This is a genomic window from Deltaproteobacteria bacterium RIFCSPHIGHO2_02_FULL_44_16 (assembly GCA_001798185.1).
In the GTDB taxonomy this organism is placed as follows: domain Bacteria; phylum UBA10199; class UBA10199; order 2-02-FULL-44-16; family 2-02-FULL-44-16; genus 2-02-FULL-44-16.
Genome location: MGRM01000020.1, coordinates 32,725 through 59,540 on the forward strand (window position 1 = coordinate 32,725; position 26,816 = coordinate 59,540).

25 protein-coding genes are annotated in these 26,816 nt (G+C 43.5%); 7 read left to right on the plus strand and 18 right to left on the minus strand.

Features of this window, described 5'->3' with window-relative positions; genetic code table 11:
- Nucleotides 1-54: 54 nt before the first annotated feature.
- From A3C46_00765 to A3C46_00775, 3 genes are read right to left on the minus strand one after another with little or no spacing between them, the layout of a single operon-like run.
- Nucleotides 55-1,500, minus strand: a complete 1,446-nt coding sequence (locus A3C46_00765; GenBank protein OGQ22023.1) for a hypothetical protein — start codon at nucleotides 1,498-1,500, stop codon at nucleotides 55-57.
- Nucleotides 1,497-2,165: a hypothetical protein gene (locus tag A3C46_00770; GenBank protein ID OGQ22024.1), complete on the minus strand. Its 669-nt coding sequence runs from the start codon at nucleotides 2,163-2,165 to the stop codon at nucleotides 1,497-1,499. Before A3C46_00770 ends, A3C46_00765 begins: the two co-directional genes overlap by 4 nt.
- Nucleotides 2,152-3,579, minus strand: a complete 1,428-nt coding sequence (locus A3C46_00775; GenBank protein ID OGQ22025.1) for a hypothetical protein — start codon at nucleotides 3,577-3,579, stop codon at nucleotides 2,152-2,154. Before A3C46_00775 ends, A3C46_00770 begins: the two co-directional genes overlap by 14 nt.
- Nucleotides 3,580-3,676: 97 nt before the next feature.
- On the opposite strand from A3C46_00775, the gene A3C46_00780 reads away from it, so the two are divergent.
- A complete protein-coding gene (locus A3C46_00780) occupies nucleotides 3,677-4,405 on the plus strand; it encodes a hypothetical protein (GenBank protein OGQ22026.1) in 729 nt (242 codons plus the stop codon).
- A complete protein-coding gene (locus A3C46_00785; GenBank protein ID OGQ22027.1) occupies nucleotides 4,402-4,998 on the plus strand; it encodes a hypothetical protein in 597 nt (198 codons plus the stop codon). The genes A3C46_00780 and A3C46_00785 overlap by 4 nt, the downstream gene beginning before the upstream one ends.
- 7 nt (nucleotides 4,999-5,005) lie before the next feature.
- Here A3C46_00785 and A3C46_00790 read toward each other — a convergent pair whose 3' ends face one another.
- Both A3C46_00790 and A3C46_00795 read right to left on the minus strand, forming a co-directional pair.
- Nucleotides 5,006-6,388, minus strand: coding sequence for a hypothetical protein (locus tag A3C46_00790; GenBank protein ID OGQ22028.1), 1,383 nt, complete (start codon nucleotides 6,386-6,388; stop codon nucleotides 5,006-5,008).
- 16 nt (nucleotides 6,389-6,404) lie between these two features.
- Entirely contained in the window at nucleotides 6,405-6,602 is a 198-nt protein-coding gene (locus A3C46_00795; GenBank protein ID OGQ22029.1) for a hypothetical protein, read from the minus strand.
- On the opposite strand from A3C46_00795, the gene A3C46_00800 reads away from it, so the two are divergent.
- The 4 genes from A3C46_00800 to A3C46_00815 all read left to right on the plus strand — a co-directional run bounded on the left by A3C46_00800 (nucleotide 6,571) and on the right by A3C46_00815 (nucleotide 11,582).
- A complete protein-coding gene (locus A3C46_00800; GenBank protein OGQ22030.1) occupies nucleotides 6,571-9,267 on the plus strand; it encodes a hypothetical protein in 2,697 nt (898 codons plus the stop codon). The genes A3C46_00795 and A3C46_00800 overlap by 32 nt on opposite strands.
- Nucleotides 9,264-10,220: a riboflavin biosynthesis protein RibF gene (locus tag A3C46_00805; protein OGQ22031.1), complete on the plus strand. Its 957-nt coding sequence runs from the start codon at nucleotides 9,264-9,266 to the stop codon at nucleotides 10,218-10,220. Before A3C46_00800 ends, A3C46_00805 begins: the two co-directional genes overlap by 4 nt.
- Nucleotides 10,189-10,983 carry a hypothetical protein gene (locus A3C46_00810; GenBank protein OGQ22032.1) on the plus strand — a complete coding sequence of 265 codons (795 nt, stop codon included), beginning with the start codon at nucleotides 10,189-10,191 and terminating at the stop codon, nucleotides 10,981-10,983. The genes A3C46_00805 and A3C46_00810 overlap by 32 nt, the downstream gene beginning before the upstream one ends.
- A gap of 140 nt (nucleotides 10,984-11,123) precedes the next feature.
- Nucleotides 11,124-11,582 (plus strand): hypothetical protein, encoded by a 459-nt coding sequence (locus tag A3C46_00815; protein ID OGQ22033.1) that lies wholly within the window; start codon nucleotides 11,124-11,126, stop codon nucleotides 11,580-11,582.
- On the opposite strand, the gene A3C46_00820 is transcribed toward A3C46_00815, so the two are convergent.
- Genes A3C46_00820 through A3C46_00830 form a run of 3 tightly spaced genes read right to left on the minus strand, consistent with a single transcriptional unit; the run spans nucleotide 11,577 to nucleotide 16,901 of the window.
- Complete coding sequence (locus A3C46_00820) at nucleotides 11,577-13,727, minus strand: hypothetical protein (protein ID OGQ22034.1); 2,151 nt, start codon at nucleotides 13,725-13,727, stop codon at nucleotides 11,577-11,579. The two genes, A3C46_00815 and A3C46_00820, sit on opposite strands and share 6 nt — an antisense overlap.
- Nucleotides 13,724-15,556, minus strand: coding sequence for a glutamine--fructose-6-phosphate aminotransferase (locus tag A3C46_00825; protein ID OGQ22035.1), 1,833 nt, complete (start codon nucleotides 15,554-15,556; stop codon nucleotides 13,724-13,726). The genes A3C46_00820 and A3C46_00825 overlap by 4 nt, the downstream gene beginning before the upstream one ends.
- A gap of 13 nt (nucleotides 15,557-15,569) precedes the next feature.
- On the minus strand, nucleotides 15,570-16,901 hold the full coding sequence (locus A3C46_00830; protein ID OGQ22050.1) for a UDP-N-acetylglucosamine diphosphorylase/glucosamine-1-phosphate N-acetyltransferase: 1,332 nt from the start codon (nucleotides 16,899-16,901) through the stop codon (nucleotides 15,570-15,572).
- 151 nt (nucleotides 16,902-17,052) lie between these two features.
- On the opposite strand from A3C46_00830, the gene A3C46_00835 reads away from it, so the two are divergent.
- The gene (locus tag A3C46_00835) at nucleotides 17,053-17,547 is read left to right on the plus strand and encodes a hypothetical protein (GenBank protein OGQ22036.1); all 495 of its coding nucleotides are present in this window, start codon (nucleotides 17,053-17,055) and stop codon (nucleotides 17,545-17,547) included.
- An 83-nt stretch (nucleotides 17,548-17,630) separates the two neighbouring features.
- Here A3C46_00835 and A3C46_00840 read toward each other — a convergent pair whose 3' ends face one another.
- The 10 genes from A3C46_00840 to A3C46_00885 all read right to left on the minus strand — a co-directional run bounded on the left by A3C46_00840 (nucleotide 17,631) and on the right by A3C46_00885 (nucleotide 26,735).
- On the minus strand, nucleotides 17,631-18,611 hold the full coding sequence (locus A3C46_00840) for a hypothetical protein (GenBank protein OGQ22037.1): 981 nt from the start codon (nucleotides 18,609-18,611) through the stop codon (nucleotides 17,631-17,633).
- A 127-nt stretch (nucleotides 18,612-18,738) separates the two neighbouring features.
- On the minus strand, nucleotides 18,739-19,311 hold the full coding sequence (locus A3C46_00845; protein OGQ22038.1) for an HNH endonuclease: 573 nt from the start codon (nucleotides 19,309-19,311) through the stop codon (nucleotides 18,739-18,741).
- Between the two features lie 12 nt (nucleotides 19,312-19,323).
- Nucleotides 19,324-19,815, minus strand: coding sequence for a ribosomal-protein-alanine N-acetyltransferase (locus A3C46_00850; GenBank protein ID OGQ22039.1), 492 nt, complete (start codon nucleotides 19,813-19,815; stop codon nucleotides 19,324-19,326).
- Nucleotides 19,760-21,067 (minus strand): phosphopyruvate hydratase, encoded by a 1,308-nt coding sequence (locus A3C46_00855; protein OGQ22040.1) that lies wholly within the window; start codon nucleotides 21,065-21,067, stop codon nucleotides 19,760-19,762. The genes A3C46_00850 and A3C46_00855 overlap by 56 nt, the downstream gene beginning before the upstream one ends.
- A gap of 2 nt (nucleotides 21,068-21,069) precedes the next feature.
- Nucleotides 21,070-21,744, minus strand: a complete 675-nt coding sequence (locus tag A3C46_00860) for a phosphate transport system regulatory protein PhoU (protein ID OGQ22041.1) — start codon at nucleotides 21,742-21,744, stop codon at nucleotides 21,070-21,072.
- On the minus strand, nucleotides 21,744-22,499 hold the full coding sequence (locus tag A3C46_00865) for a phosphate ABC transporter ATP-binding protein (protein OGQ22042.1): 756 nt from the start codon (nucleotides 22,497-22,499) through the stop codon (nucleotides 21,744-21,746). Before A3C46_00865 ends, A3C46_00860 begins: the two co-directional genes overlap by 1 nt.
- Nucleotides 22,496-23,344: a phosphate ABC transporter, permease protein PstA gene (locus tag A3C46_00870; protein ID OGQ22043.1), complete on the minus strand. Its 849-nt coding sequence runs from the start codon at nucleotides 23,342-23,344 to the stop codon at nucleotides 22,496-22,498. Before A3C46_00870 ends, A3C46_00865 begins: the two co-directional genes overlap by 4 nt.
- Nucleotides 23,341-24,255, minus strand: a complete 915-nt coding sequence (locus A3C46_00875) for a phosphate ABC transporter permease subunit PstC (protein OGQ22044.1) — start codon at nucleotides 24,253-24,255, stop codon at nucleotides 23,341-23,343. Before A3C46_00875 ends, A3C46_00870 begins: the two co-directional genes overlap by 4 nt.
- A 6-nt stretch (nucleotides 24,256-24,261) precedes the next feature.
- Nucleotides 24,262-25,299, minus strand: a complete 1,038-nt coding sequence (locus A3C46_00880) for a phosphate ABC transporter substrate-binding protein PstS (GenBank protein ID OGQ22045.1) — start codon at nucleotides 25,297-25,299, stop codon at nucleotides 24,262-24,264.
- Nucleotides 25,300-25,379: 80 nt separating this feature from the next.
- On the minus strand, nucleotides 25,380-26,735 hold the full coding sequence (locus tag A3C46_00885; protein ID OGQ22046.1) for a hypothetical protein: 1,356 nt from the start codon (nucleotides 26,733-26,735) through the stop codon (nucleotides 25,380-25,382).
- Between the last annotated feature and the right edge of the window lie 81 nt (nucleotides 26,736-26,816).

Sequence of the window (26,816 nt, forward strand, 5' to 3'; positions counted from 1 at the left end):
ACAAAAAGTTAAACGACTGACTACAGAAGCTGGGATAAATAGCTGACTTAAGAATCAGATCAAGACTTTTTCTTCGCGCGCGATTTTAAACAAAGATTTCCCTTCAGCATAAGAAGGAACTGGATACCCAAGACTTTCCAATACAGAAGGGAAAACATCAACGGTGCGTGCAGGGCGAGCTTCAAGAGGTTGATTACAGATGAGCGGCACCATCATGTGTGAACGATGAAGTGACCCGTGAGATCCACGATGTTCGGGGTGTTCATATTTCAATCGCAAATCAAAGCCAGGAGTCGCACTCAACACAACATCTCCGGTTCGCGAAGCTTGAAAGAGATTCAAAATTTGAAAGAGCGCATCGGGATAATCGGTGTGATGCGTAAGATGAAGACTTTGATCTTGAGTGAACAATGAAGGAAGCGCGGGATAACCGAAAGGATCAGAACCTTGAACTGTATACTCAATATTTTCCCCTTGCCATGAAAGAGCCGCATGACCACGCTTGGAGAGAACATTCACTCCACCTGCATCGTTTTTGATCATCAAAATATCAATCGCAGGTTCTGCGACGAGATCATCCACGAACGATGGAGATATACGCTGTAAGAGAGAGGCTGTGACTGGTTTCGCCCATCCTTCCGGATGACGAAAATAGAGATGACTCATCCCATTTCCCGAAACCATATTCGCGCACAATTTTCCTCTTCGCTTGTGAATAAGTGGATAAAAGAAAGGCGCGCAGCCTCTTTTTTCAAGGAACGTGTTGAGACAAAAATGCGTCTCTGTGGATGAAAGACCATGATCTGAGACAATCCAAAGCTGCGCTTCTTCTGAATCCATATATTGTTTCAAACGCTCATTCAGTTTGAATACCGCTCGATCAACACACCGATATTGTTCGATCGTTTTCTCATGATGAGGCCCAGCGAGATGTGAATACTCATCCACACCGGGGAGAACAGCAAAAATATAACGCGGTTCTAAGGGAAGAAGAGCTACAATCTTTTCAACTGCCGCACCATCCACAAAAGCCCAGCGATCTGTCAGATGAGCATAGTACCAATACCAGATACGCGACATGCGGGTTCGATTACGCTTTCCCGCCCCTTTTACCAGAGGATTAAAAATCGAATATGATTTTGGAACGAGTTCAAAGAGGGTCTGAATATGAGGAGACATATCTTGTCCCATCATAAAACTTTCGAATCCAACATAACTTCGATGTCCTGAAAGCAATGTCCCTTTCTCGAAAGCTTGTTTATCAAACCATCGAATGCCAGGAAAATTACATTGCCCTGGCGAGGCGCCCGTTAAAAAAGGGAGATACGCTGGACCTGTGGTGGAAGGAAATGTTGTGACCGCTTGCCGACAACTTCCCGGCTCTACAAGATAACGCTGAAGAGAGGGGAGCTCCCCTTTTTGAAGAAGATCAGTCATGACATCCGCGCGCGCACCATCAACAAGGAGAACAATGGAAGTCTTTGTCGTTGGTGTTGTCATTTTTTCCCGCGTTTGATCTGAATCTCTTCCAATTTCTTTTTCATCCTTTTTCGAAGTTCTTCAACTCCATCTTTCGTGATGATGGAATGAAATTGATAGCGATAATTTTCAATCAAACTCGCTTGGTCCACAATAATGTCGTAAACTTTCCAGCCACCACCCATTTTGCGAAGACGATAAGAAACCGCGACTTCAATATTTTCACCTGGAATGAGAATCATGGTTTTGACAAGAGCCTTTGTTTTTTTCTCATTGAGAAACTGTTCATTGCGATAGACCACTCGATACTTTTCACTTTTTTTGGTCTTCGTTGCTTGTTGCTCATTCGAAAAGATGGCCTGAGCTTCAAGAATAGAAATCATCAAATCAATCATTTCTTTTCGTTCATCTGGCTTGAACTCGTCCCAATGTTTTGCAAACGCAAGTCGTGTCAGTTCTTCGATATCAAACGTGCCTGTAAGAATATGACGCTTTAAGCGACGATTCTGTTCTTTTTGTTCTTCCGTAAGATTCTGACCTGTATGAAATTGACCGAGCATGTGATCAAGATCTTGGATTGCTCGCGTGGGAGTTCCTACAGGCGCAAGAATCAGCGCTGAAAAAAGAGGTTGAGCAACAAACACGACAAAAAGAAAAAGGAAAACGCTGAATCTATTCTGTATCATCTTCAAGTTCAAACTCCTCATGTTCTCCATTGCCAAATATTTCGTAAACTTCCGCCTGCTTTGTAGGAGTTAAGTGTTCATACTGAGCTTGACTCGCCACTCGAGCAAGATCAGCAAGGGCTACATTATAATCGAAGACCGCTTTAAAATATTCACCGCGACTTAAGAGTAAAAACTTTAAGGAATCGACATACTCATTTTTTTCGCCCACCCCAATGTCCATGTTGCTTTTTGAAATGAACAACATTTGTTGTCCCAAAGATTGTGCTTTTCGCGCTTGCCGAACATTTTCATGAGCACGTTTCGCATTCTCATAAAATTTTTGACATTCAAGAGCGATGCCCTGTTTTGCTATTTCTCTTTCGTATGTTGCCTTCAAATATTCCGCTTTCGTTTTTTCAATTCTACTTTTCGCACCATGAAAATCGAGTTTTCCTTCGATTTGCAAACCAACACCCACGCGACGAAAATTAAAAGGATCGCTAAAATCATCTGTGGGCTGATTTCGCCGAACGGTTGAGGTTGTTGTCCCTATATCGAAAAAAGCTCCAATGCCTGCTTTTGGAAGAAGTTTTTTCTTCTCCAGCTCATATTTTTTCTTTTGCGCTTCTACACCGACATCAATCAAATTACTTTCGGGACGACGAGCAATCGTTGCTTTGACATAAGCGTCTAAAGAATTTATTTCCACAAGTTCGGGCACTAAATGAGGGTCAACCAATCGAAACTTTTGTTCAGAAGCTAAACCTAACTGAATTTTCATTCCCGCTTCTGCAAGTTTTGCATTTTGCTCAATTTCGCCGAGGCGCTTTTGAAGATCGCCACGAAAGGCCTTCAACTTTAATATATTGATGGGAGCAATCTCCGGAATTTCTTTCTCTTCTTCTGAGCGAACTCTTCCATCAATTTCCTGAATAGAGTTTTCTAAAATTTTTCGAAGCTCATATGCAAGCTGTTGCCCATAATAAAGTTGCTTCACCTCAAAAATAAGCTTCTCGCGTTCTTTTTCCCGATTCCATTTTTCAGCAGCAATGCCCTTGTCAGCAAGTTCGCCTGCAGTTTTGAGCTGTCCAAACGTAAAGACAGGAAGCGCCAACGATAAACGCAGAGAATTAAAAAAAGTGATATCTCCTTCAAAAAAAGAACTCAGCGCCTGATCAGCATCCTCAGGTGCTGGAGCCGCTCGATATTGATATTCAAGAACTGGCCAAAAAAGCGCATCTGCTTCGCGCCGCTGGGCATGAGCTGCCTCAAGCGCATACTGAGTCGCTTGAAATTTCTTATTTTGTTTCAGGGCAAGGGTAATACTTTCATGGAGATCCAAAACCAACTCATTTCCATAAGCAACTATGGATAAAAAAAAGGAGCAAACAATGGTCAAAGGAATGGCCAAGCGACACTTTAAAAAATACATAGGTGTCGGGCTCTAGCAAGGAAAAAGGCGAAACGCAACTATGTGGCACTCAAAAATCACACTTGATAAACTATTCTTTATAAATTATAGTTTATCTATGGATTTTTTTAAAAACCCCCAAAAGCTGAAACAACTGCTTGAAATGAGTGAAGAGCTACCACTTGCTGTTCAAAACTATCCTTCACGTGGGCAAACATCGATCCAGAAACTTTACCAGACAAAATATGGAAAGCTTTTTTTGAAAAAAGTTTCAGATCGTAACCATCAAGAGTGTCGCATCAATGTGAAAAGTGGAACTCTCGCTGAGAGAGAGTCCTGGGCCCATCAATTAGCCTCTGCTTTAGGCCTCAATACTCCCCGCATGATGTTATTGGACTCACTCACCACTGTTCAATATTGGCTCGACATACCCGATGCTCACCATTTTATTACGGATCAAGGACCTCTTACCTTTGATTCACAAAATGTTTTTGAATGCGCTTGTTTTGACTGGTTAACCGGCCAAATTGACCGTCACGATGCCAATTATCTTTATGATTTCGTGCATCAAAAAATCATCCTCATTGATTCGGCACATGCTTTTCTCGAATGGGATGGGAGCCTACCACATTATTTACAAATTTTTGAGGCTTCATCGCTCGGAGCAGTATCTGAAAAACAGTACGTTCCTTTTTTGGATAAAATTGGCACTGTGATCAGCAAATTACAGGAACTTGTTCCACTACGATCGATAGCAGAGCAAGATGCCTTGCATCGCCGTGCACATCGGCTTCTCAATATAAAATCCATTTTTGATGTTATAAAATTTTACAGGAAATCTCTATGACACCCTTTCAAAAAACACCGTTCAAAATATCTTTTCCGTCTGATAAAGAACGGCTCAATCTCTTTATGAATACTGTACAACTCTGCATCCAAACACCAATTGACGACTGGAAAATGCAAGACCCCAACACTCTTCTGCTTTTTTTTCGCACAGCTCCAAAAAGAGACAAAGGGTTAGATTTCGTCACCAAACTTGTTGACGGAACGTGGAATGAAAAAAGAAATATACTTACCTTCAATAATTTCAAGAACATTTCCTGGGCGCAACTGATGAACTTTCTCATGCTCTCACGTCTTAACGAAGAAAACATGAAAGCACTCGCAAAAATGGATGCTCAATATCGACCTTTTGTTCGCAAATTATTTGGTGGGGAAGAAAGGAATACTGACGAACCATTGGAAACTCCAGAGCAAGTTTCCCGTTTTATTTTTTCCTGTGTTGAAAAACAGAATATGACGCTTCGAAAGCTTGCTGATAAATCAGATCTTTCCCAAGTCTCTCTCAGCAAATTTAAAACTGGAAACGATATTCGCCTGTCAAGTCTCCTTCGCATCTTAAAAGCATTAGGATTGAAAATAACGATTGAAAAATAACCTTTTGTTAAGAGGCCTGAGCTGAGATTTCAGGATACCGAACGCTGACGGGTTTCAACGGAAGCGTAAAATAAAAGCGACTCCCTTTTCCAACCTTGCTCGCAAGCCACAAGCGACCACCGTGAAGTTCAATAATGCGACGTGAAATGGAAAGTCCCAAACCTAAACCTGCATATTCTCGCGTCATACTTCCATCCGCTTGGCGAAAATCTTCAAAAATTTCTTTTTGTTTTTCCCGCGCAATCCCAATGCCCGTATCAACAATCGCAATTTTTAACATCTCCCCTGTTTTCTCTGCTTCCACGGAGATACGGCCTCGCTTTGTAAATTTCGCGGCATTCTCAAGCAAATGTTTAAACACCTGACGAACACGTTCTTCATCGCCATATACGCCCGGCGTCATGGCATCCAAGGCAACACAGACGCGGGTCTCTTCGTTTAAACGGAGGGATTTCACAATGTCATCAATGAGACGCTTCACATCGATCCGTTTCACATGGATGGTGAGATGATTCGATTCAATCTTTGAAATATCCAAAAGAGCATTCACGGTTTCCAAAAGCTTTATCCCTGAACCTCGAATATTGACCACATGATCATGTTGTTCATGATTGAGATCACCATCAATTTCTTCGGAAAGCAATTCCGATAAACCAATGATAGAAGTGAGAGGCGTACGAAGTTCATGTGATACATTTGCGAGAAGTTGTGCTTTGAGTTTTCCTGTTTCTTGAAGTCGATTATTTTGTCGTAAAAGCGTTTCATAGAGCATTGCATTTTGCAGCGCGATTGAAAATTGGGTTGCTAAAAGCTCCAACATCTCCCGCGCTTTTCGATCAAACTCTCTTTTGAAGCGTCGACTCACATTCAGAATTCCAAAAAAGCGGTCCTCAACAAAAAGCGGCACACAGGCTTCACTATAGAATTGAACACAATATTGAAGGCCCATACTTTTGACATCATTCCATTCGGGGTGCGTCAGCAACATTCGTTTCGTCACGGCAACCCGCTTTTTTGAAAGTTTCTGGAAAAAAAGTTCTCTTCCGGAAGCATCAAATCCGAGAGGTTTTGATCCAATAGAGGCTTTAACCTGAAATTTTTCTTCTTGATCACAAATTAAAAGTGAAGCCCCTTCGCATCCAAGAACCTGAGTTGTCGTGGTGAGAAGAGCAGGGTAAAGATCCTGATAATTTTGGATGGTCGTGAAACGCTGGAGTTGTTGTCGAAGAAGAGAGGTCGAATCATCTTGCTGAAACCAGGCAATATATTTTTTCCATGTGCGCGGAAGATGCACGAGCAAAAAAACAAAAAGAATACCTCCGGTCGCAACTAAAATCCACGGAAGTGTCACGCTCCAAAAAGTAGTCAGAATTTCGCTCAGTCGAAGCAATTCCCCTCCGCTTCACTCAAAAACTCTCCGCATTATAATTGGAAAATAAAGCAGTTACAAGCAATTCTTCGATCATTACGGTAAGTTTCTGCAAAAACTCCTCGATCTGACAACGCTCTTTGAAAAACATTTCCAAAAAATTCTTTGCGAGAAAGAAAAAGGGCATGTAGAATGGGCGCTTCATGAAACGTTTTTTCCCTCTTTTTTTTCTCATGTTGTTCCTTTTGGTTTCTTTCCCGAGCAAAGGAACAAGCGCTCTTTCGGAAGGAAAGCTTTTAGCTGAAACGCTCTCCTATGTGGACCGTCATTATGTCGATACCTATCGCATAAAACCGGAAAGCATGCTTCGAGGAGCTTTGGATCGCATTGTGGTCAGTGTTCCGGAAATTCTGGTGACCTATCCAACAGAAAGTCTGGTTCTCACGGTGGGGACGGCGACCAAGCGATTTTCCTTGAAAGGCCTCACCACCCTCGAAGAGCTGCGAAAAACATTACAGGCGCTTTTTCAATTCATTGATCATCATTATTCAGGAAACATCACAAAAGACGAGATTGAATATGCAGCCATTGATGGAGCCTTGGCATCTTTAGACCCTCACTCCACCTTTCTTCCTCCAAAAGTATTTAATGAATTTAAAGTAGGAACACGCGGCCAATTTGGCGGCATTGGCATTGTCATCGGACTTCGAGAGGGACAACTCACCGTCATCGCTCCTCTTGATGATACACCTGCATCAAAAGCAGGAGTGAAGTCAGGAGATCGAATCTTAGAAATCGATCATGCTTCGACGATTAATATGTCGCTTACCGAAGCGGTCGAACTTCTTCGAGGAGAAGTCGGCTCAAGTGTCAGCATTACGCTTCAACGCGAAGGGAAGAATCCCTTCAAGTCAATGCTTACCCGCTCCTTAATTGATATCGATAGCGTTCAATCGACCAAACTTGCACAAAATGGAAAAACTATTGGTTATATCCGTGTGAAGAACTTCCAATCCAATACAGATAGAGATGTGATCAGCGCTTTAAAAGAACTTAAAAAAGAAGGGAAAATGGATGGCCTCATTCTGGATTTGCGGAACAATCCAGGCGGCCTCCTTGATCAGTCCATTGCTCTTGCAGACCACTTTCTCAAGGATGGAACCATTGTTTCCACACTCGCAGCTCACGGAAAAATGATTGATAGCGCACAAGCCACCAAAAACCAGGAACCCCCCTATCCGATAGTGGCTCTCGTGAATGAAGGATCAGCTTCTGCTTCAGAAATTGTCGCCGGAGCGCTTCAAAAAAATAATCGCGCTCTTGTTTTGGGGAGAAGAACGTTTGGGAAAGGATCTGTCCAAACCATTTTTGAACTCTCCAATAACGCCGCTCTCAAATTAACGGTGGCTCAATATCTTGCCGGAGGAACAGAAAAAATTCAGCTTATCGGTGTTGTTCCTGATATTGAGTTCATTGCAAAAACAATTGATAAAGAAAACATGGATCTCATTCAAGACGAAGTTAAAACCGAATTTGATCTCGAATCTCATTTGGAACAAGAACCGACAGCAAAACGAAACGCAGCGATTCAACTGACCTTTTTTAAACCAAAGGAAAATGAAGAAGACGAACTTTTACGCACAAAACGAGAATACGCAAAAAAAGCTCAAATTGAAGATGATTTTGCAATCGAAGTCGCACAAAAAATTCTCACTCAAACAGAGACGGTCGATCGACCCCAAATGCTTCATAAGGCAAAACCAATTGTGGCAAAGATTCAAGAAGAACAAAATAATATGATAACGAAAGCATTCTCACCCTATGGTGTGGATTGGACGGTTGCGACAAAAACAGGCAAACCGACCATTCGTCTTCAATACTTTTTGAAAAAAGAAGGGAAAAAAGTTGAATCGCTCTTAGCGGGCGACAAAGCTGAAATCGAACTTTCGGTTACGAACAATGGCACCACTCCCCTTTCAAAACTCATTGCCATCGGAAATTCGGAACAAGATTTTCTCGCAAATAAAGAATTCCCTCTGGGAAAACTCCTTCCCCAAGAGATGCGCTCCTGGAGCGTCCCGATTCAAGTGCCACCTGGACTTCCGACCCAACAAGCGCTCTTAAATGTCGAGTTCTCTGAACATTATGGCAATAAACCTGAGTCGTTTGATATCATCGTGCCGGTGAAAGAGAGAGATTCACCTCAGTTTGGAATTCGATATGCGTTTCAAAATGTGAAACCTGGAAATGCTCTCCCTAAAAATCGCCCTCTTGAGCTGATGCTCGAAGTCACCAACATCGGCAACGGCTCCACCGGAGAAGAGACGATTGCTATTTTAAGTAATAAAAGCGGGGAGAAATTTTTCCTCAAAAAAGGTCGCGAGAAACTTGGAGTAATGAAAGCAAAAGCGTCAAAGAAAGTCGTATTCGAATTTCTCCTTGATCCTACCTTTGAAAAAAAGAATGCAGAGATGGAACTGACTGTTTTTGATCCTCAACAAGCGGCTTCCATTTCAAAAAAAATTACGCTTGCCCTCAGTGATGCCTCGTTTGATCCGCCAGCTCAGGTACAATATCGCGCTCCGATGATTTCGGTGAGCAAACAAATTGAAAATACCACGGAAGAGACGTTCATGTTAAAGGGAAAATTGACCGATGATCATCATGTGCAGGATTGCTATATTTTTCTCGAAAATAAAAAGATCTCCTACATTCCAAACACGAAACAGACAGCAGATCTCAATTTTTCTATTTCCATTCCTCTTGAAGTGGGAATGAATCACATCATTATTGCAGCGCGTGACGAACAAGATTTAACTGAACGCCGCGTTCTGGTCATTCGTCGAACAAAAACCCCATTGAAAAAACCTCAACAGAATCAAACAGGCTCTTTGCTATGATCAGACGCATCTTCGGTTCCGCGGCATTCCCTCAAGAAATACTGTCTCCGATTGTTGCTCTCGGAAATTTTGATGGCGTTCATCGTGCTCATGTAAAATTGCTCGAACAAGTCCATACATGGGCAAAACATTACCGTGGGACAACGGTCGTCTATACCTTTGATCCACATCCCGTAAAAATGCTCTCTCCTGAAAGTTGCCCTCCTCTTTTACAAACACAAGAACAGAAACTTTTAGCTCTTGAGAAACAGGGCATTGAAATTTGTGTTCTCGAACCTTTTACGACAGAATTTTCTCAAAAAACTCCGGAATATTTTCTCGAGGAAATTCTCCACCGAAGACTACGGGCGAAATGCATTGTGGTGGGATATGATTTTACGTTTGGCATGAGAAGAGCAGGCAACATCCCTCTTTTGGAAAAATTTTGTCGAGAACATCAGATCGACATCCATATTGTTCCTGCTCAATTTCAAAAAGAAACTCTCATGAGTTCAACGCATATTCGAAAACTTTTACTTTCTGGAGATATTGCACGAGCCAATTCGTTACTCGGATATCCCTATCAACTTTGGGGGGAAGTGGTACGGGGAAGAGGACTTGGTGAATCGCTCGGAGCCCATACCGCAAATCTTGAACTTGAAAATGAACTCATTCCCGCTGATGGGGTCTATCTGACTCGAACCGAAATTCTCGAAGAAAGCTCAAAAATTTTTCCAAGCATTACGAGTATTGGCAATAATCCGACTTTTCCCGGCTCAGAACGCACGGTCGAAACACATTTTCTCGATCAAGTGATTGAGGTGCAAGGAAAACGTTTATCCGTTCATTTTTTAGAATGGATGCGAGAACAAATTGCGTTTGAAACCCCAGATGCATTAAAACATCAAATTGCAGCAGATCTTCACGCTGCTCGAAAGCGACATGAAATCGATCAAAGAACACATTTTTCCTGACGAACATCTCGTCGGTATTTTGGGCTCTCCACTTCCGAAAGCTTCTCTTGTCCGTCGTTTTTCCCAAGCGCTCAAAAAAGAAGACCCGCAGGCTGTTTGTCTCCCTCTTGAAGTCGATCGTCGATTTCTCAAAAATATTATTCCCTGCATGCGGCTTATGGATGTCACAGGGTTGGTCATTCAAGATTCATTGACGAAAGATATTTTCCCTTTTCTTTCATCGCGCGATCCTATTGCTACTCTTTCTGGACAAGTAGATCTGATCGCGCGCGATACCACCTGGAAAGGGTTTGCCATCTATGGAAGAGCGTTGCTCAACCTTTTACAGGAACAAAGCATAACTCTCAAAAGGAAACGCGCTGTTCTGATTGGAAACGGAGATATCTGCCAACAAGTCGCAGCAGCTCTTTTGGTGGGCGGAATAAAAAATCTTTTCTTCTCCGAAGAAAAAAAGGGACTTGCACCTCTTGCACTCAAACGAAAAACTTCTTTTTATAAACGCCTTCAAAAAACAACTTCTCGACAACTTTTAAACACCAGAAGTGAGATTTTAATTCTTGGAGACAACTGCACAACGCGAGACAAACGAATGCTTCGTCAGATTTTGTCGTCCCCTTCTTCTTTCGATCTCATTGTGGATGTAAGAGAACATCGTTCTCGTGTGTCACGAACGCGCACCACAACCTATATTCATCGTCAGATGCTCTCTCCTCTCTTTTTTCAACTCGCGGCAAAGCTTCTTGTTGGAAATACGTACGGCTAGTGGTGCACCACTAGTTTTTCTCTGTAGGCAAAAAAGACCCCTCCCTTTTATAAGTGACCATAATAAAATTCATAAAAAACAATGTGTTAGAACACATTTCTTCTCCTTTTCCTTGGCATGTAACTTGTAATGAATGGGGTATGGTACAGAATAAAAAGAGAATAGAAGTGCTTGTCGTCGAAGACGATCCCACCATGCTTCATTTTTGGTCCCGTTTTCTCACGGGGATTGGAATTAGCAAAATAGAAATCCTCAACAACGCTTTAGAGGCCATCACCCATCTTCGTCAAAAAACGTATCAACTTTTAATCACCGATGTTCATTTGAAAGCGCTCAATGGATTTGAACTGGCAAAAGTAGCATGCAAAACGCATCCTGATATCGAAATTTTACTCAGCACTTCTCAAGTGACTGATCTGACCCGTTTTAATCTCACGGGCTGTCGACTTCATCTCCTGCATAAACCCTTTTCAAATCTTGAGGAGATTAAACGCATTATTCAATGCATGCTTGTGGGCGATAATGTTTTTACGGAAGCAGACGAAGATTCTTTTTCTGACAATGAAGATTATCCGATGGTAACGGAATGGAAGTTATAAAAGGTGAAGCCCCGCATACTCTGCAATCAAGCGTTTTACCTCTCCATTTTGAAAATGAACCGTCACACGATGACCAATACTTGAAGGTTCACACTGTTTAATGGTTCCAACACCAAAGGTCGGATGGGTCACACGTTGACCAGGCGCAAAACCAGATTCTTCCTCCGAAGGTCGCTGATCAAAATCATGGTCAAAAGAGGAGTTGCGCTCCTTAGAGACAACAGGGGAGGCTTTCGTTTCTTGTTGAACACACCCTTCGGGAATTTCCTTCAAGAATCGGGAAGCGATTCCATAGCGGAGCGCTCCAAAAAGTTGGCGTCTGCGCGCATAACTCATGACCAGTGTTTTCATAGCGCGTGTCATTCCGACATAGCAGAGGCGTCGCTCTTCTTCTAACGCATCCGGATCATCAAGAGAACGGCCGTGCGGAAAAAGTCCCTCTTCCATTCCCACCATAAACACATGAGGAAACTCAAGACCTTTGGCTAAATGAAGTGTCATCAGAGTTACCGCTCCGGTACTTTCATCGGTTTCATCAATAGCGCTGACCAGCGCCACTTCATCTAAAAAACGCTGAAGCTGATTCTCTTCAGAGCGTGAGCAAAACTCTTCAACCGCCGCGATAAATTCATTGATGTTCTCAAGTCTTCCTTCTGCTTCAAGGGTCGATTGATCCGTCAACATTTGAATATATCCTGTCTGCTCCAGCACCGCTTTGACGAGGTCCAAGAGAGGAAGGGTCAAAGCACGTTGTTGAAATCCAGAAAGAAGGAGATAAAAAGTTTCGAGTTGTTTTGCAGCGGCGCCACGAAAAAGACCTGCTTGAACTCCTCTGGGAAGCGCATCAAAAAGAGAGCACTGGCGTGCTTTTACAATTTCTTCTAGTTTTTCTATCGTTACCTTTCCGATTCCTCGAGCTGGAACATTGATAATACGTTTGAACGCAAGGTCGTCATGAGCTGAAGCGATTAAGCGGAGATAACTTAAAATATCTTTGATCTCCTGACGTTGATAAAATCGAATGCCACCATAGATGCGATACGGAATCGCATATTCCCGAAAAACATCTTCAAATGGTCGTGACTGAGCATTGGTTCGATAAAAAATCGCAATATCATTATAAGAAGATCCTGCCTGCTTATGCGCTACGATACGCCGAGAAATTTCTTTTGCTTCCTCTCGCTCAGAGGGGGCTGCAAAAAGCGTAATCGTCTGTCCTGCTTCATTTTCCGTCCAGAGTTGTTTTGGTTTTCTGCCTCGGTTGTGCGAAATGATGCCGTGAGCTCCTTGCAAAATCGTTTTGGTCGATCGATAGTTCTGTTCCAACCGAATAACTTTTGCCTGAGGAAAATCTCGCTCAAAACTCAAAATGTTCGAGACATCTGCTCCGCGCCAAGCGTAAATAGATTGATCATCATCCCCCACAACGCAGAGATTCAAATGCTTGTGAGATAAAAGCTGAATAAAACGATATTGTGCACGATTCGTATCTTGATATTCATCGACCAAAAGATATTTCCACATCTCTTGATAATGGAGCAAAATATGAGGATGTTTTTCAAATAACTCAACGGTGAGACGAATCAAATCTCCAAAATCCATTCCACTGATTTCGGTAAGTCGCTTCTGATAACGATCATAAATTTTAGAAACCTGTCGAAGATAAAAATTTCCTTCACTCTGCTGGCGAAAATGTTCTGGAGAAAGACATTGATCTTTCACGCGGCTCATCCGATCCACGAGAGAGCGAGGCGGAAAACGTGACTCACTCAGGTTTTCCGCGGTTAAAGCTTCCTTCACCAAAGCAAGACTTTCTGATTCATCAATCACCTGAAAACGTGGATTGAATCCAAGGACTTCCGCATGGCGACGAAGAATATTCAAACAGGTCGCATGAAAAGTGCCAGCCACGACTTCGCGCGCTTTGTGACCAATAATACCTTCCAATCGTTTTCGCATCTCTCCGGCGGCTTTATTGGTAAACGTAACGGTAAGAATTTCAGAAGGATGAATCCCCTCTTCGAGAATAAGACGCGCAATACGATGAACAATGACACGTGTTTTTCCGCTTCCAGCGCCGGCAAGAATAAGCAAAGGACCTGTGGTATGATGAACAGCTTCTAACTGAGGTGAATTTAAATTCATTCGACCGTAACACTCTTCGCGAGATTTCGAGGTTGATCAATGTCTGTCCCTTTGTGATCCGCAACATAATAAGCAAACAGTTGCAACGGAAGCGCTGTCAAAAGAGGAGCAATACAAGGATTCACTTTCGGAATTGAAATCACATGCCGCACACTTTGAGCCATGATGGCGTCACCTTCAGTTGCAAGCGCAATGACATCTGCACCTCGGGCTTTCACCTCTTCGATATTCGAAAGCATTTTTTCATACACCTCATCCTGAAGAGCAACAGCAATCACCGGAACACCGTTATCGATCAGCGCAATCGGACCATGTTTCAGCTCGCCCGCCGCAAAACCTTCGGCATGTAAATAGGAAATTTCTTTGAGCTTCAAAGCTCCTTCAAGAGCTACCGGATATTGCATCCCTCTTCCGACAAAAATAGCCTGTTTTGAAGAAGAATAAATTTCAGCAATTTCTCGAATGTGAGGTGCTTTGCCTAAAAGTTCTTTCATCTGACGTGGCACCTGGAGAAGCTCATGGATAAATCCGATAAGAGTCGCATGATCAATGCGATCACATCTCCGAGCAATATCGAGCGCTAAAAGAAGCAAGACCGTGAGCTGGGTGGTAAAGGCTTTGGTCGATGCGACTCCAATTTCTGGTCCAGCATGAGTGTAGAGCGTTGCATCTGCCATTCGCGTAATCGTGCTCCCCACCACATTACACAAAGGAAGCACTTTCGCTCCCGCCTCTTTCATCATCTGGGCAGCAGCGAGTGTATCCGCAGTCTCTCCCGATTGCGTAATGGGGATGACAAGCGTTTTTGCATTGATGACCGATTTTCGATAACGAAATTCACTCGCCAAATCGACCATCACTCGAACACGTGCGAGCGATTCGATGAGATATTTTCCGACCATCCCTGCATGTAATGAAGTCCCACAGGCAATGATCAATATTTCATCAAACGGAAACGGCTCTTTTCCACACAGCATATCCAGTTCATCAAGACGGACGATACCTTTTTCAACCAACACTCTTCCCGCCAACGTATCTTCAAAAACATGCGTCTGTTCATAAATTTCCTTGAGCATGAAATGTTTATACCCTCCACGCTCCGCCATTTGAGGACTCCAAGGAATATGCTGCTGTTTCCTTTTTACTTCGGCCCCTTCACCCTTAAAAAGTTTTACTCCTCCCGAGGAGACAATTCCGACATCGCCATCCTCCAGAAAAATCATTTTTTTCGTATAAGGGAGAATCGCCGGAATATCAGACGCCACAAAGGTTTCTCCCTCAGTACTTCCAACGACCAAAGGACTCCCTTCACGCGCAATATACATTCGATCTTTTTCCTTTTCATTGATCAACGCCAACGCATAAGAACCGCGAATGGTTTTCAAGGTTTTATTCAACGCTTTAAACGTATCCTGCGTTTCCCGAAGATAGTGCTGAACCAAATGACAAATCACTTCTGTATCTGTTTCAGATTCGAATTGATGGCCTTCTGCCATGAGAAATTGTTTCAGTTCATTATGATTTTCAATAATACCGTTATGCACCACAACAATATCACCAAAACGATGCGGATGCGCATTAGTTTCGGTCGGACGACCATGCGTTGCCCAGCGCGTGTGCCCAATTCCAACCTCACCTTTTAACGGTTGTTCTTTGACGATGACTTCAAGTCCCGCGAGTTTTCCTTCGACCCTTCGAATGCCAACCCCGCTTCCGTTAATCACCGCGATGCCGGCGGAATCATAACCTCGATATTCAAGTCGTTTTAATCCTTCGATAATAATGTGAGAGGCTTGTTGATGACCGATATAACCGATAATTCCGCACATTGCGCAAACTCCTTTATTTTTTTCTCTTCCACTTTGGCTTCCACCCTTTGATGACAACCTGTTGCGATCTCGCAAGGGAGAGCGAATGCGCTGGAACATTTTTGGTAATCGTTGAACCAGCTCCGACAACGGCATCACGCCCCACTTTCACGGGCGCTACAAACTGAACATCACTTCCAATAAAAGCTTTCTCTCCAATGATAGTCTGATGTTTCGAATGTCCATCATAATTACAGGTAATCGTGCCACATCCAATATTGGCTTCAGCGCCAATGATACTATCTCCCAAGTAAGAGAGATGGTTCGCCTTTGCTCCTCGTTTCAACGTCGTCTTTTTTACTTCCACAAAATTTCCGATTTTCACTTCTTTCCCGATATCTGATTCCGGTCGAATGCGAGCAAAAGGTCCAATAACAGCCCCTTCTGCAACACGACTCCCATCAAGAATGCTATATGCTTTCACCTGAACATCATCTGCAACCATCATATCGGTAAGAATCACACCGGGTTCAAGAATACATCTTCTTCCCACTTTTGTTTTTCCACGGAGACAAACTCCTGGATGAAGAAGCGTATCCTCTCCAATCTGAACTCCATCATCTATATACACTGATGTCTCGTCGATCATCCCCACCCCTTCACGCATATAACTCTGATTGAGACGATGCCGCATCAAACGAGCAACATGCGCAAGATCGCTCCGTGAGTTCACGCCCAGAAACTCACTCGAATCAGAAGCTTCATATCCGAGAAGAGATTCCCCTTCACTCACAGCATGTGAAACAATATCCGTCAAATAATATTCTCCCCCTCCTTTGGAGGGACGAATATGTTGCAATACTTTAAAGAGCCATTCTTTCTCCACACAATAAACACCGGTATTCACTTCTGTAATTTTTCGCTGATCCTCTGTCGCCTCTTTTGCTTCCACAATACCCACAACCTTCGCATCAAGATCTCTCACCACACGTCCATACGCTTCTGGCACTTCCATGCGCATCGTAATCACACCGAGCGTCATTTTTTCTTTCACCACTCGAGAAACAAAATCGCGGACTGTTTCAAAACGAAGAAGAGGAACATCTCCACAAAGAATCAAAACATGTCCTTGAAAAGAGGAAAGGACGCTCCGTGTTGCGAGAACTGCATGCGCAGTACCAAGTGGTTTTTGCTGAATAATTCCGTGAGCTCCAAATTGTGCGAGCAATGGCTCAAAGAGTTTCTTTGCTGGAGGAATGAGAACGTAACAGGGCGCAGCCCTCATTTTCTTTGAAATTTCAAGAGGATAGGAAAGAATTGGTCGACCGGCAAGAGGATGAAGCACCTTCGGTAACGCAGATTTCATTCGGGTTCCGAGACCAGCTGCAAGAATAACAGAAGCAAGACGATGCACAGCTCTCCTTTGAAAAAAGAAATATAAAGGGCGTTCTGGATAAAGACAAGACGATTTTGACAGTCCCCATCCCGTATGTTAGGTGCTCGCAATATAAGACCACATGAAACGTTCAACGCTTTACAATTTGCTTGCTGTTCTGTTGCTCTTCTCTGGTCTTTTTCTGCTTCAACGAATTGGCACCATCGAAGAAAGAGGGACTTCTCATCCTCAGGAGACAGTGAAACAAAAGATGGATGCGCTTGAGCGATTTCAAGTCACCGAAAAAGATGAAGTGGGGAAAAAGGTGACCGAAGGGGCTGAATCAGCAGTAGAAGTTGCAGTGATCGATCTGAAAAAAACAATTCCTCAAAAAATAAAATCGTCAAAGCGTGTTTCGCGATCACATTATGATTCGCAATTTCCGCGAGTAGTGAAAAAACGTAAAGGAAAAGTTTCAACACCAATCATTCCTGAAGTTGTCCCGGAACTCGATACCCATGACGCGCGTGAAGAATATCGTCGTCTCAATCAAGCTCTCTCCATGAAAATCATTAAAACGGGAGAAAGCGAAATTTACATTCCTTTCGATCAAACCCCTTCTATTGCGTATCGCTAAATGTATGTCATCCTGAACAAAGTGAAGGATCTCATGTGATCACTGGAGATTCTTCGCGATGCTCAGAATGACAAACCTGTATATCATGAAGCAATACTTCGCAATTGGTCCAAGAGATTTTTCAGATCATCTGGTATGGGTGCAGTAAATTCTAAAAATTGTTCCGTACGCGGATGATGAATTCCAAGTCGGAAAGCATGGAGTGCTGGTCGCTCCAGTGAAGAGAGAAGTGATCGAAATTTCTTATCAGGAATACGAGCAGCCGCATGTTCACTTCCATACGTCGTATCCCCTACTAAAGGATGCCCTGCTTCTGCGCAGTGCACACGAATTTGATGTGTTCTTCCCGTATGAAGCGTCACTGATAAAAAGGTAAGAGAGCGACCATAGGTTTCGTTCTTTTCCCAATTCGTGAGTGCTTCTTTCGGTTTCGCGGTTCGAGACGAAATTTTTTTCCGATCTCGCGTTGATCTTCCCAAAGAAGCATTGAAAAAACCTTTTTCTTGACGAAAAAGTCCATACACTAAAGCAAGATAAACTTTTTTTACCTGACGCGAAGAAAACTGATGAGAAAGATGGAGATGTGCAGCATCATTTTTTGCCGCAATGATGACTCCACTCGTTCCCTTATCCAAACGATGCACGATACCCGGCTTGAGCTCTCCTCCAATACCCGAAAGATCGTGACAGTGAGCAAGAAGTGCGTGGACAAGCGTGCCTGTTGAATTCCCCACAGCCGGATGCACCACCATCCCTGCAGGCTTATTCACCACGATCAGATCTTTGTCTTCATAAAGAATATCCAGATGAAGCGCCTCTGGCGTGAGAGAAAGAGGTTTTACAATTGAAAGAAGAACCTGAAAACGATCTCCCTTCTCGACAAGAGATGCGGGACGAAGCTGTGACTTCGGAGAAGAGAGAGAAGTGACACAGTCTTCTTCAATAAGTCGTTTCGCTTGCGACCGGGTCAAGGTCGATATGCGTTCCGAAAGGAATCTATCGAGACGTTTTCCGTCATCGGTAGGCTCAACCATAAGAGTAAAAGACTTTGAAGTTTGATTCATATAGTAAATGAGTTTTTCACGAATACGATGTCATTCCTGCGAAAGCAGGAATCCAGGTGTTTATGAGCTTTTCTGGATCCCCGCTTTCGCGAGGATGACAGCAGATCACTCATATTCTTGTGTGCTCTTAACCAGAATCAACAACGCTGACAAAGGGTTTCCACTGGTCATGGAGTTTAATACCGAATCTTGTATGAAAGAAAGGAAAAGCAAAAGGACGATACGGTTTCCGCATCAGAAGAATCCCTGCTTCTTCAGGACGCAATCCTCCTTTACGACGATTACACGGATGACAACTGGTGACGATATTATCCCATGTGGTTTCCCCTCCTTGCGCACGTGGCACCACATGATCAAGGTTGAGATGAGAACGAGGAAATTTTCGAGCGCAATACTGACACGTAAAATTGTCTCGTAAAAAAATATTTTGACGAGAAAAACGGATATTTCTTTTTGGAAAATGATCATAGTGAAGTAAAACCACCACTCGCGGAATATGGATACTCCTTCCAACAAGTCCTATGACTTCATCTTGAATATGAGAGGATCGCCGACACCAGGAGTGAAAATCAAAGGTTTGATATTCGACGTCAACGGCGCGAGCAATATCTCGATACAACATGCAAAACGCTCGCTGCACACTTGTGACATCGACAGGAATAAAACTCCGATTGAGAACAAGCACTAAGCCTTGAAGCATAAGTTGGCATAATTATACAAAATTTAAACCTTCGTGGCTAGTGAGTTTTTTTCGCATCACTAACGCATCCTCTTGATTATCTTGATAATATTTTTTTCTTAAGCCCACGTTCACAAATCCAAACGAAAGATAGAGTTTTTGGGCGGGCGTATTTGAAACTCGCACTTGCAGTGAAATTCCTTCCGTCCCGAATGTTTTTGCTTCTGTCATCAACTTTTCCATCAGACGTTTTCCAATCCCTTGTCGTTGATAACGTCCAGTCACCCCAATGGTATGAAGCTCTATCTCTTCTTCTGCTTTCTGAAACAACATATATCCCACCAGTTCGTTTTGGATGCGTGCGACCCAAATAAAAATGCTGTCGAGGCAGATGATATCTTCGTAGGAAGCTCTTGACCAAGGGCTTGCATGCACCTCTTCTTCGATGACAAGAAGAGCATCGAGATCCTCAGGCCGAAAAGGGCTGACGTGAATGAAATCCAGTTTTTGCAGCGTAGCAGCCATGGTTTCCTAAATATTCTTCTATCCGAAGCAGTTGATTATACTTCGCTGTCCGGTCAGAACGACATGGACTTCCTGTTTTAATCTGCCCAGCTCCTGTGGCAACAGCGATATCCGCAATACTCGAATCCTCTGTCTCCCCAGAACGATGCGAAATGATGACCTTATATCCTGCTTTTTGCGCAACACGAATACACTCAAAGGTTTCTGTCAGCGTTCCAATTTGATTCACTTTAATCAAAATAGCGTTGGCTGCTTTCTTTTCAATCCCTTGAAGAAGGCGTTTCGCATTGGTGACAAAAAGATCATCACCGACAATTTGAAGATGATCACCTAAGGTATGTGTCATCAGTTTCCACCCTTCCCAATCATCTTCTGCAAGACCATCTTCAATCGAAAGAATTGGATAACGTTTTACCAGAGTTTGATACCACTGCGTCAGTTCAGAAGCATTGAATTTTTTTCCCTCAGCTTCGAGAACATAGCAACCATCATGATAAAAAGAAGAAGAAGCCGCATCAAGAGCAAGTGCGACATCTTCACCCGCTCGGTAATTGGCTCTTTTGATCGCGAGCAAAATCACATCCAGCGCTTCTTCGTTGGAGCGAAGATTTGGAGCAAATCCTCCTTCATCACCGATAGCGGTTTGATATCCTTTTTCATGCAGGACTTTTTTTAAGCAATGAAAAACTTCTGTCCCCATTCGAAGCCCTTCGGAAAAGGTTGAGGCACCCACCGGCATCACCATCCATTCTTGAATATCAATGTTATTATCTGCATGCGCACCGCCATTCAGAATATTCATCATCGGGACAGGCAAAAGATTTTTAGTTTTCGGTTGAAAGAGTTCGGTGAGATAAAGAAATAATTTTTTCTGCGTGGCCTTCGCGGCACAACGCGCAACCGCAAGAGAAACACCGAGAAGCGCATTTGCTCCGAGCTTTGATTTCTTCGGTGTGCCGTCACATTCGAGAAGAAGTCGATCAATATCTTCCTGCGCTGTGACTTCTTTCCCAAGACATGCTTGACGAAGCACAGTGTTCACATGTTCAACCGCTTTTCGGACTCCTTTGCCGAGATATCGTTTAGGATCGCCATCACGCAGTTCAAGAGCTTCATGGATTCCAGTGGATGCCCCGGAAGGGACAGCAGCTCGCCCCATGATGCGATCTTGTGTGAAAACATCAACTTCAATGGTTGGATTTCCTCTCGAATCAAGAATTTCCCGCGCATGAACATCGATAATAACTGGCACGCTTAACCTCCTTGTGTTTGGCCGTGACGAATATCTTGTCCCTTGACCATAAAAATAACTTCTTCTGCAATATTGGTCGCATGATCGGCAATACGTTCATAATGACGAGCAATAAAAAGCAACTGCACACAGCGCGAAACATATTCCGAGCTTGACTTCATCATTTCGACAAGCTCACGATAAATTTTTCGATTTAAGTCGTCAATTTCATCGTCCAACTGACAGACGTGATGTGCTTTTTCGGAATCTTGTTCCACAAATGCATCAAGCGCATCTTTGACCATGGCGCGTGTTTTTTCCCCCATCATGGGAAGATCGCGATAGGGTTTCAGCTGTGGTTCTTTATTCAGTTCGATCGAGACTTCACTCACATTGACAGCCAGATCAGCCATGCGTTCCAGATCTTTGCTGATGCGAAGGCCAATCGTAATAAAACGAAGATCAGAAGCTGCCGGTTGTCGAAGAGCGAGAAGCTGCAGACAGAGCTGATCCACGGCAATTTCCATTTGATTCACAACGGGATCCATCTCAATGACTTTGCGCGCAACTTTTTCATCGCGATCCACAACTGATTTCATGGAAAAGGTAATCATCTCTTCCACAAGACTTCCCATTTTTAAAATATTATTTTTGAGATCTTGAAGCTCGCGATCAAAACTTTTATCGGTATGTTGCATTAGCCAAACCTCCCTGTGATGTAATCTTCCGTCTGTTTCTCTTGAGGGGTCGTAAAGACCTCTTTGGTATTTCCATATTCAATCAAATTTCCCATATACAGAAACGCTGTTTTACTCGACACCCGCGCTGCTTGTTGCATGTTATGGGTCACAATCACAATCGTGTATTTCTCCCGAAGTTCATGAATCAACTCTTCAATACGAGCGGTTGAAATCGGATCAAGCGCAGAACAGGGTTCATCCATAAGAAGCACTTCCGGACTCACCGCAAGTGCGCGCGCAATACAGAGTCGCTGCTGTTGTCCTCCTGAAAGACTTGTTCCAGAAAAGTGAAGTTTCTTTTCCACTTCATCCCATAACGAAACTCTTTTCAGACAATCGACGGCGATCCCTTCGATTTCACTTCGTTTCATACGCGTATTGAGACGAAGCCCCACCGTGACATTTTCCAAAATACTCATGGTCGGAAATGGATTCGGTTTTTGGAAAATCATCCCTATTTTGCGGCGAAGCTGCACGGGATCGTCTTTGGCAATGTCTCGATTTTCAAGCAAGATGCGCCCTTGCATCTTTGCCGAAGGAACAGTTTCAAACATCCGATTAAAACAACGGATAAACGTCGATTTTCCACAACCCGAAGGACCAATAAGCGCCGTGACAGTTTTTTCTGCAATGGAAAGAGTAATATTTTTCAAAATATGATTTTCACCATACCAAGCATTCACCTTCTCAGCAGTGATTTTATTTTCTGTCATCGAGCTGATCCTCTTTTTTTCCGAAAAACAAAACGCGATCCTAAACTTAAAAGAAGAACACCTCCAATAAGCACCAATGCTCCGGCCCACGCCTGACGATGCCATTCTTCAAAGGGACTAATGGCATAGGTATATATTTGAAGAGGTAAAGCTGCAATAGGTTCCATGATATCGAGATTCCAAAATTGATTTCCGAGAGCCGTAAAAAGAAGCGGCGCTGTTTCACCCGCAACACGCGCAATAGCAAGGAGCACTCCTGTAATAATTCCTGCTTGAGCAGTTTTTAAAATAATCCGTAAAAGCGTTTTCCAATAAGGAACCCCAAGCGCCAGCGATGCTTCGCGAAGTGTGGTCGGCACCAGTCTGACCATCTCCTCCGTGGTGCGCATGACCATCGGGAGCATCATAATCCCAAGCGCCACGCCTCCTGCAAGTGCGGAAAAATTTTTCAATGGAACCACAATGATCGCATACGTAAAGACACCCATAATAATAGAAGGAGTTCCGTTGAGCATATCTGCAGCAAAGCGCACGATATCCCCAAACTTTTCATTTCCAAATTCAGAAAGATAAAGTCCGCCTAAAAGACCTATGGGAAGAGCAATGACACAAGCGATCAAGACCATGACCGACGTCCCCACAAGCGCATTGACCATTCCTCCACCCGTTTCTCCGACAGGTTTTGGAAGTTGAGTAAAAAAATCGATATTCACGGCGCCAATCCCTTTACTCACTAAATGAACAAAAATAAGAACGAGAGGAATCAGCGCAACAATAACCGCAATCAACGAAAAGACGCTCATGATGAAATTCATCCCTTTTCGTCGAATCGTCAAAGAGATCATTCGTCTTTCCTCATTTTTCCCTGGCCAATGCTCGTCACCAGATGACGCGCTCCTGCATTAATCAAAAATGTCAGCACAAAAAGAACAAAACCGATGCCAAAAAGCGCCGCGAGATAAAGATCATCGGTCGCTTCCGTAAATTCATTGGCGATCACAGAAGCCATGGTTGCTGCCGGGGCAAACAGTGAAGCGGAAATAAGCGGTTGATTCCCAATCAACATCGTCACTGCCATAGTTTCCCCAAGCGCTCGCCCGAGCCCCAGAAAAATCGCACCGACAATACCTGATCGTCCATAACGAAGCACGGCCACACGAATCATTTCCCATTGTGTAGCTCCGAGTGCGAGCGCTGCTTCTCGCTGATGATCGGGGACCGCATTGAGCACATCACGCGAAAGAGAAGAAATAATCGGAATCAGCATAATGGAGAGAATCACGCCAGCCGCGAACATCCCGATACCAAACGGAGGACCCTGAAAAAAAGGGAGAAAGCCGAGATACTCAATAAAAAATGGCTGCACACTTTCGCGAAGCCACGGAACAAGATAAAAAACACCCCAGAGTCCATAAATAACGGAAGGGATGGCTGCAAGAAGTTCCGTTGCATACGCAAGTGGAGTTCGAAGAAAAAAAGGAGAGAACTCCGTGAGAAAAAGAGCAATGCCGAGACTGACCGGAACCGCAAGCAAAAGTGCGAGTAACGAGGAAACGACTGTTCCATACATAAAAGGGAGAACTCCGAACTCGCCTGCCACAGGATCCCAAACAGTAGAACTTACAAAATGAATTCCAAAGGTGCGAAGCGCGGGAAATCCCTTCACAAACAACATCGCTCCCGTAAAGGCAACGAGAGCGACGAGAATAAAACCACAACACTTGGTGACACATGCAAAAGAGCGATCCCCATTCATACGAAATTACTTTCCAACTTGAATATGCGAAATCGTTTCATCAAGCTTTAAAGCCACACTCGACGGAAGTGGTGAGTAGTGAAGTTCTGAAGCAAATTTTTGTCCATCATGCGTTGCCCACTTTAAAAACTCAACCATTGCTTTTCCTTTTTGTGTATCATGTTGTTTTTCATAGATCAAAAGATACGTAAAAGCGCTCAGAGGATAGGCTTTCGTCCCTTCACTATTCGTGAGCGAAACACGATAATCCTGGGGAAGCGTTACATTCGTCGCTGCTGCGGACACAGATACCGTCGTCGGTTCAACAAAATTTCCTGCTTTATTTTTTATGGAGGCTACCGCGACATTATTTTTTATCGCATACGCAAGTTCCATGTAACCGATAGCTCCTGGAGTTTGTTTTACAAGACCTGTAACGCCTTCATTTCCTTTTGCTCCAATACCAACCGGCCAACTCACAGATTTTCCCGTTCCAACATTGTCCGACCAATCTGGACTCACTTTCGAAAGATATTCTGTAAAAATAAAGGTTGTTCCACTTCCATCTGAGCGACGAACAGGAAGAATATCTTTGTTCGGAAGATGAACTTCTTTATTCAACTCTTGAATTTTTGGATCATTCCATTTGGTAATTTTTCCCATAAACATCTCGGCGACCACAGAACCGGTCAGCTTCAAACCCTTACTGACACCGGGAACATGATAAGCAACAGCAACCGCGCCAATGACAGTGGGAATATGAAGAATTTTCGAGCCTTCTGCTTTCTGCAAATCTGCATCTTCCATCGGAGCATCAGAAGCGCCGAAATCAACGGTTTTTTCCAAAATTTGACGAATGCCGCCACCGCTTCCGATCGATTGATAATTGAATTTTACGCCTGGATACATCTGTTCATAATGATGAAACCATTTGGAGTAGAGCGGATAGGGAAACGTTGCTCCCGCACCATTCATAAGAAGTCCTTCTCCAGCAAATGCGTTTATGGAAATAAATCCAACCAAAAATCCGATCAACATCACCATACGTGCAAAACATTTCATCATGCCTCCTTTTTGAAGTGTTCTGTTTCTGACATCCGTATGTGACATTTTGATGGCAATTGTGGAAATGTTCCGAGTAGGTTTCAGGACAAAGGAAATGTCAGGGAAAATCGCGTCCCTTTTCCCAGCTCGCTTTCCACAGCAACTTCTCCTCCATGAATGTGCATGAGATGTTTCACGATCGCGAGCCCTAGACCAGTTCCACCGACATCGCGTGAACGACCTTTATCCACGCGATAGAAACGCTCAAAAATATGAGGAAGACTTTCGGAAGCAATCCCACTTCCTGTGTCTTCGATCATCACGATACAGTTCTTCGGGTGCTGGAAAGCGCTCACCATAATCCGTCCTTCGGCAGGAGTATGTTTCAAAGCATTCTCAAAAAGATTATTCAAAATCCGACGAAGGGCTGCGCGATCTGCAGAAAGAATCAGAGAAGAAGAAATTTTATTCTCAAACGTTATCATTTGTGCACGCAACGTATCCACATACAACTCATGAAGCTCTTCACAGAATTCATACAATTTTATCGGTTCTTTCAGAAGTGGCTGACGACCTGATTCAATACGTGCAAGATTTAAAAGATCATCAATCAATTTTTGTAGTGCTAATCCATTATGGTAAATTTTCTGAAGGAAACGAGTCGAGCTTACATCACTCGGTTGATCACTTAAAAGAGTTTCTGCATATCCGCATATACTCGTCAGCGGTGTTTTCAGTTCATGAGAAACATTTGCGACAAACTCTCGACGAATATTTTCAAGTCGTCTAAAACTGGTCACGTCTTCAAAAACAGAGACAGCTCCTGAGACTCCATAATTTTTTTCAAAAAGAGGAGCTGTCTGAATGATAATGGTCCGTTTTTCATTCCCACGCAGAAGTTCAATTTCCTTTTCTTCTGAACGAGCTTCGTGAAGGACACGAACAATGGAATCGTGAAGATCGCGATGCCGCAAACATTCGAGCACATTTTTACGTAACGAGGTGACATCGAGACCGAGCATCGTGCAAACCGCAGGGTTCATCAGTTCAATGCGAGCTTCATCATTAGTGACTAAAACTCCTTCAACCATTCCATCCAAAATGGTCTGTAACCGCTCTTTTTGTCGACGTAATTCGTCAAAATGCTCTTGGAGCTTCTCTCCCATATCGTTGATAGTTAAAGCGAGGGTTGCCAACTCATTCCGACGCTTGGGAAGAATTTTTCGCGAGAAATCACCGTCGGCAATACGATCTGCGACGTCGATAATGTCATGGAGCGAGCGAGAAAAAGAGCGGGAAATAAAAAAACCAATGCTGCTCGCTATCAGAAGAGCAAAAGCTGCGACCAGAATAATGAGATGCGTCATACGCTCGTCTGCAAAACGGAGGGCTAGAAGACCCATAGCTGCAATAAGGGCGAAGACAGCGAACAGTTTCCATAAAAACGTGGACTTCATAGTGCATTACTCCATTAAGTGCCGTGCACTTAATTGCGATGAAAGTGCATTATAAGGCATCTTTTTTCACATTAAGTGCAC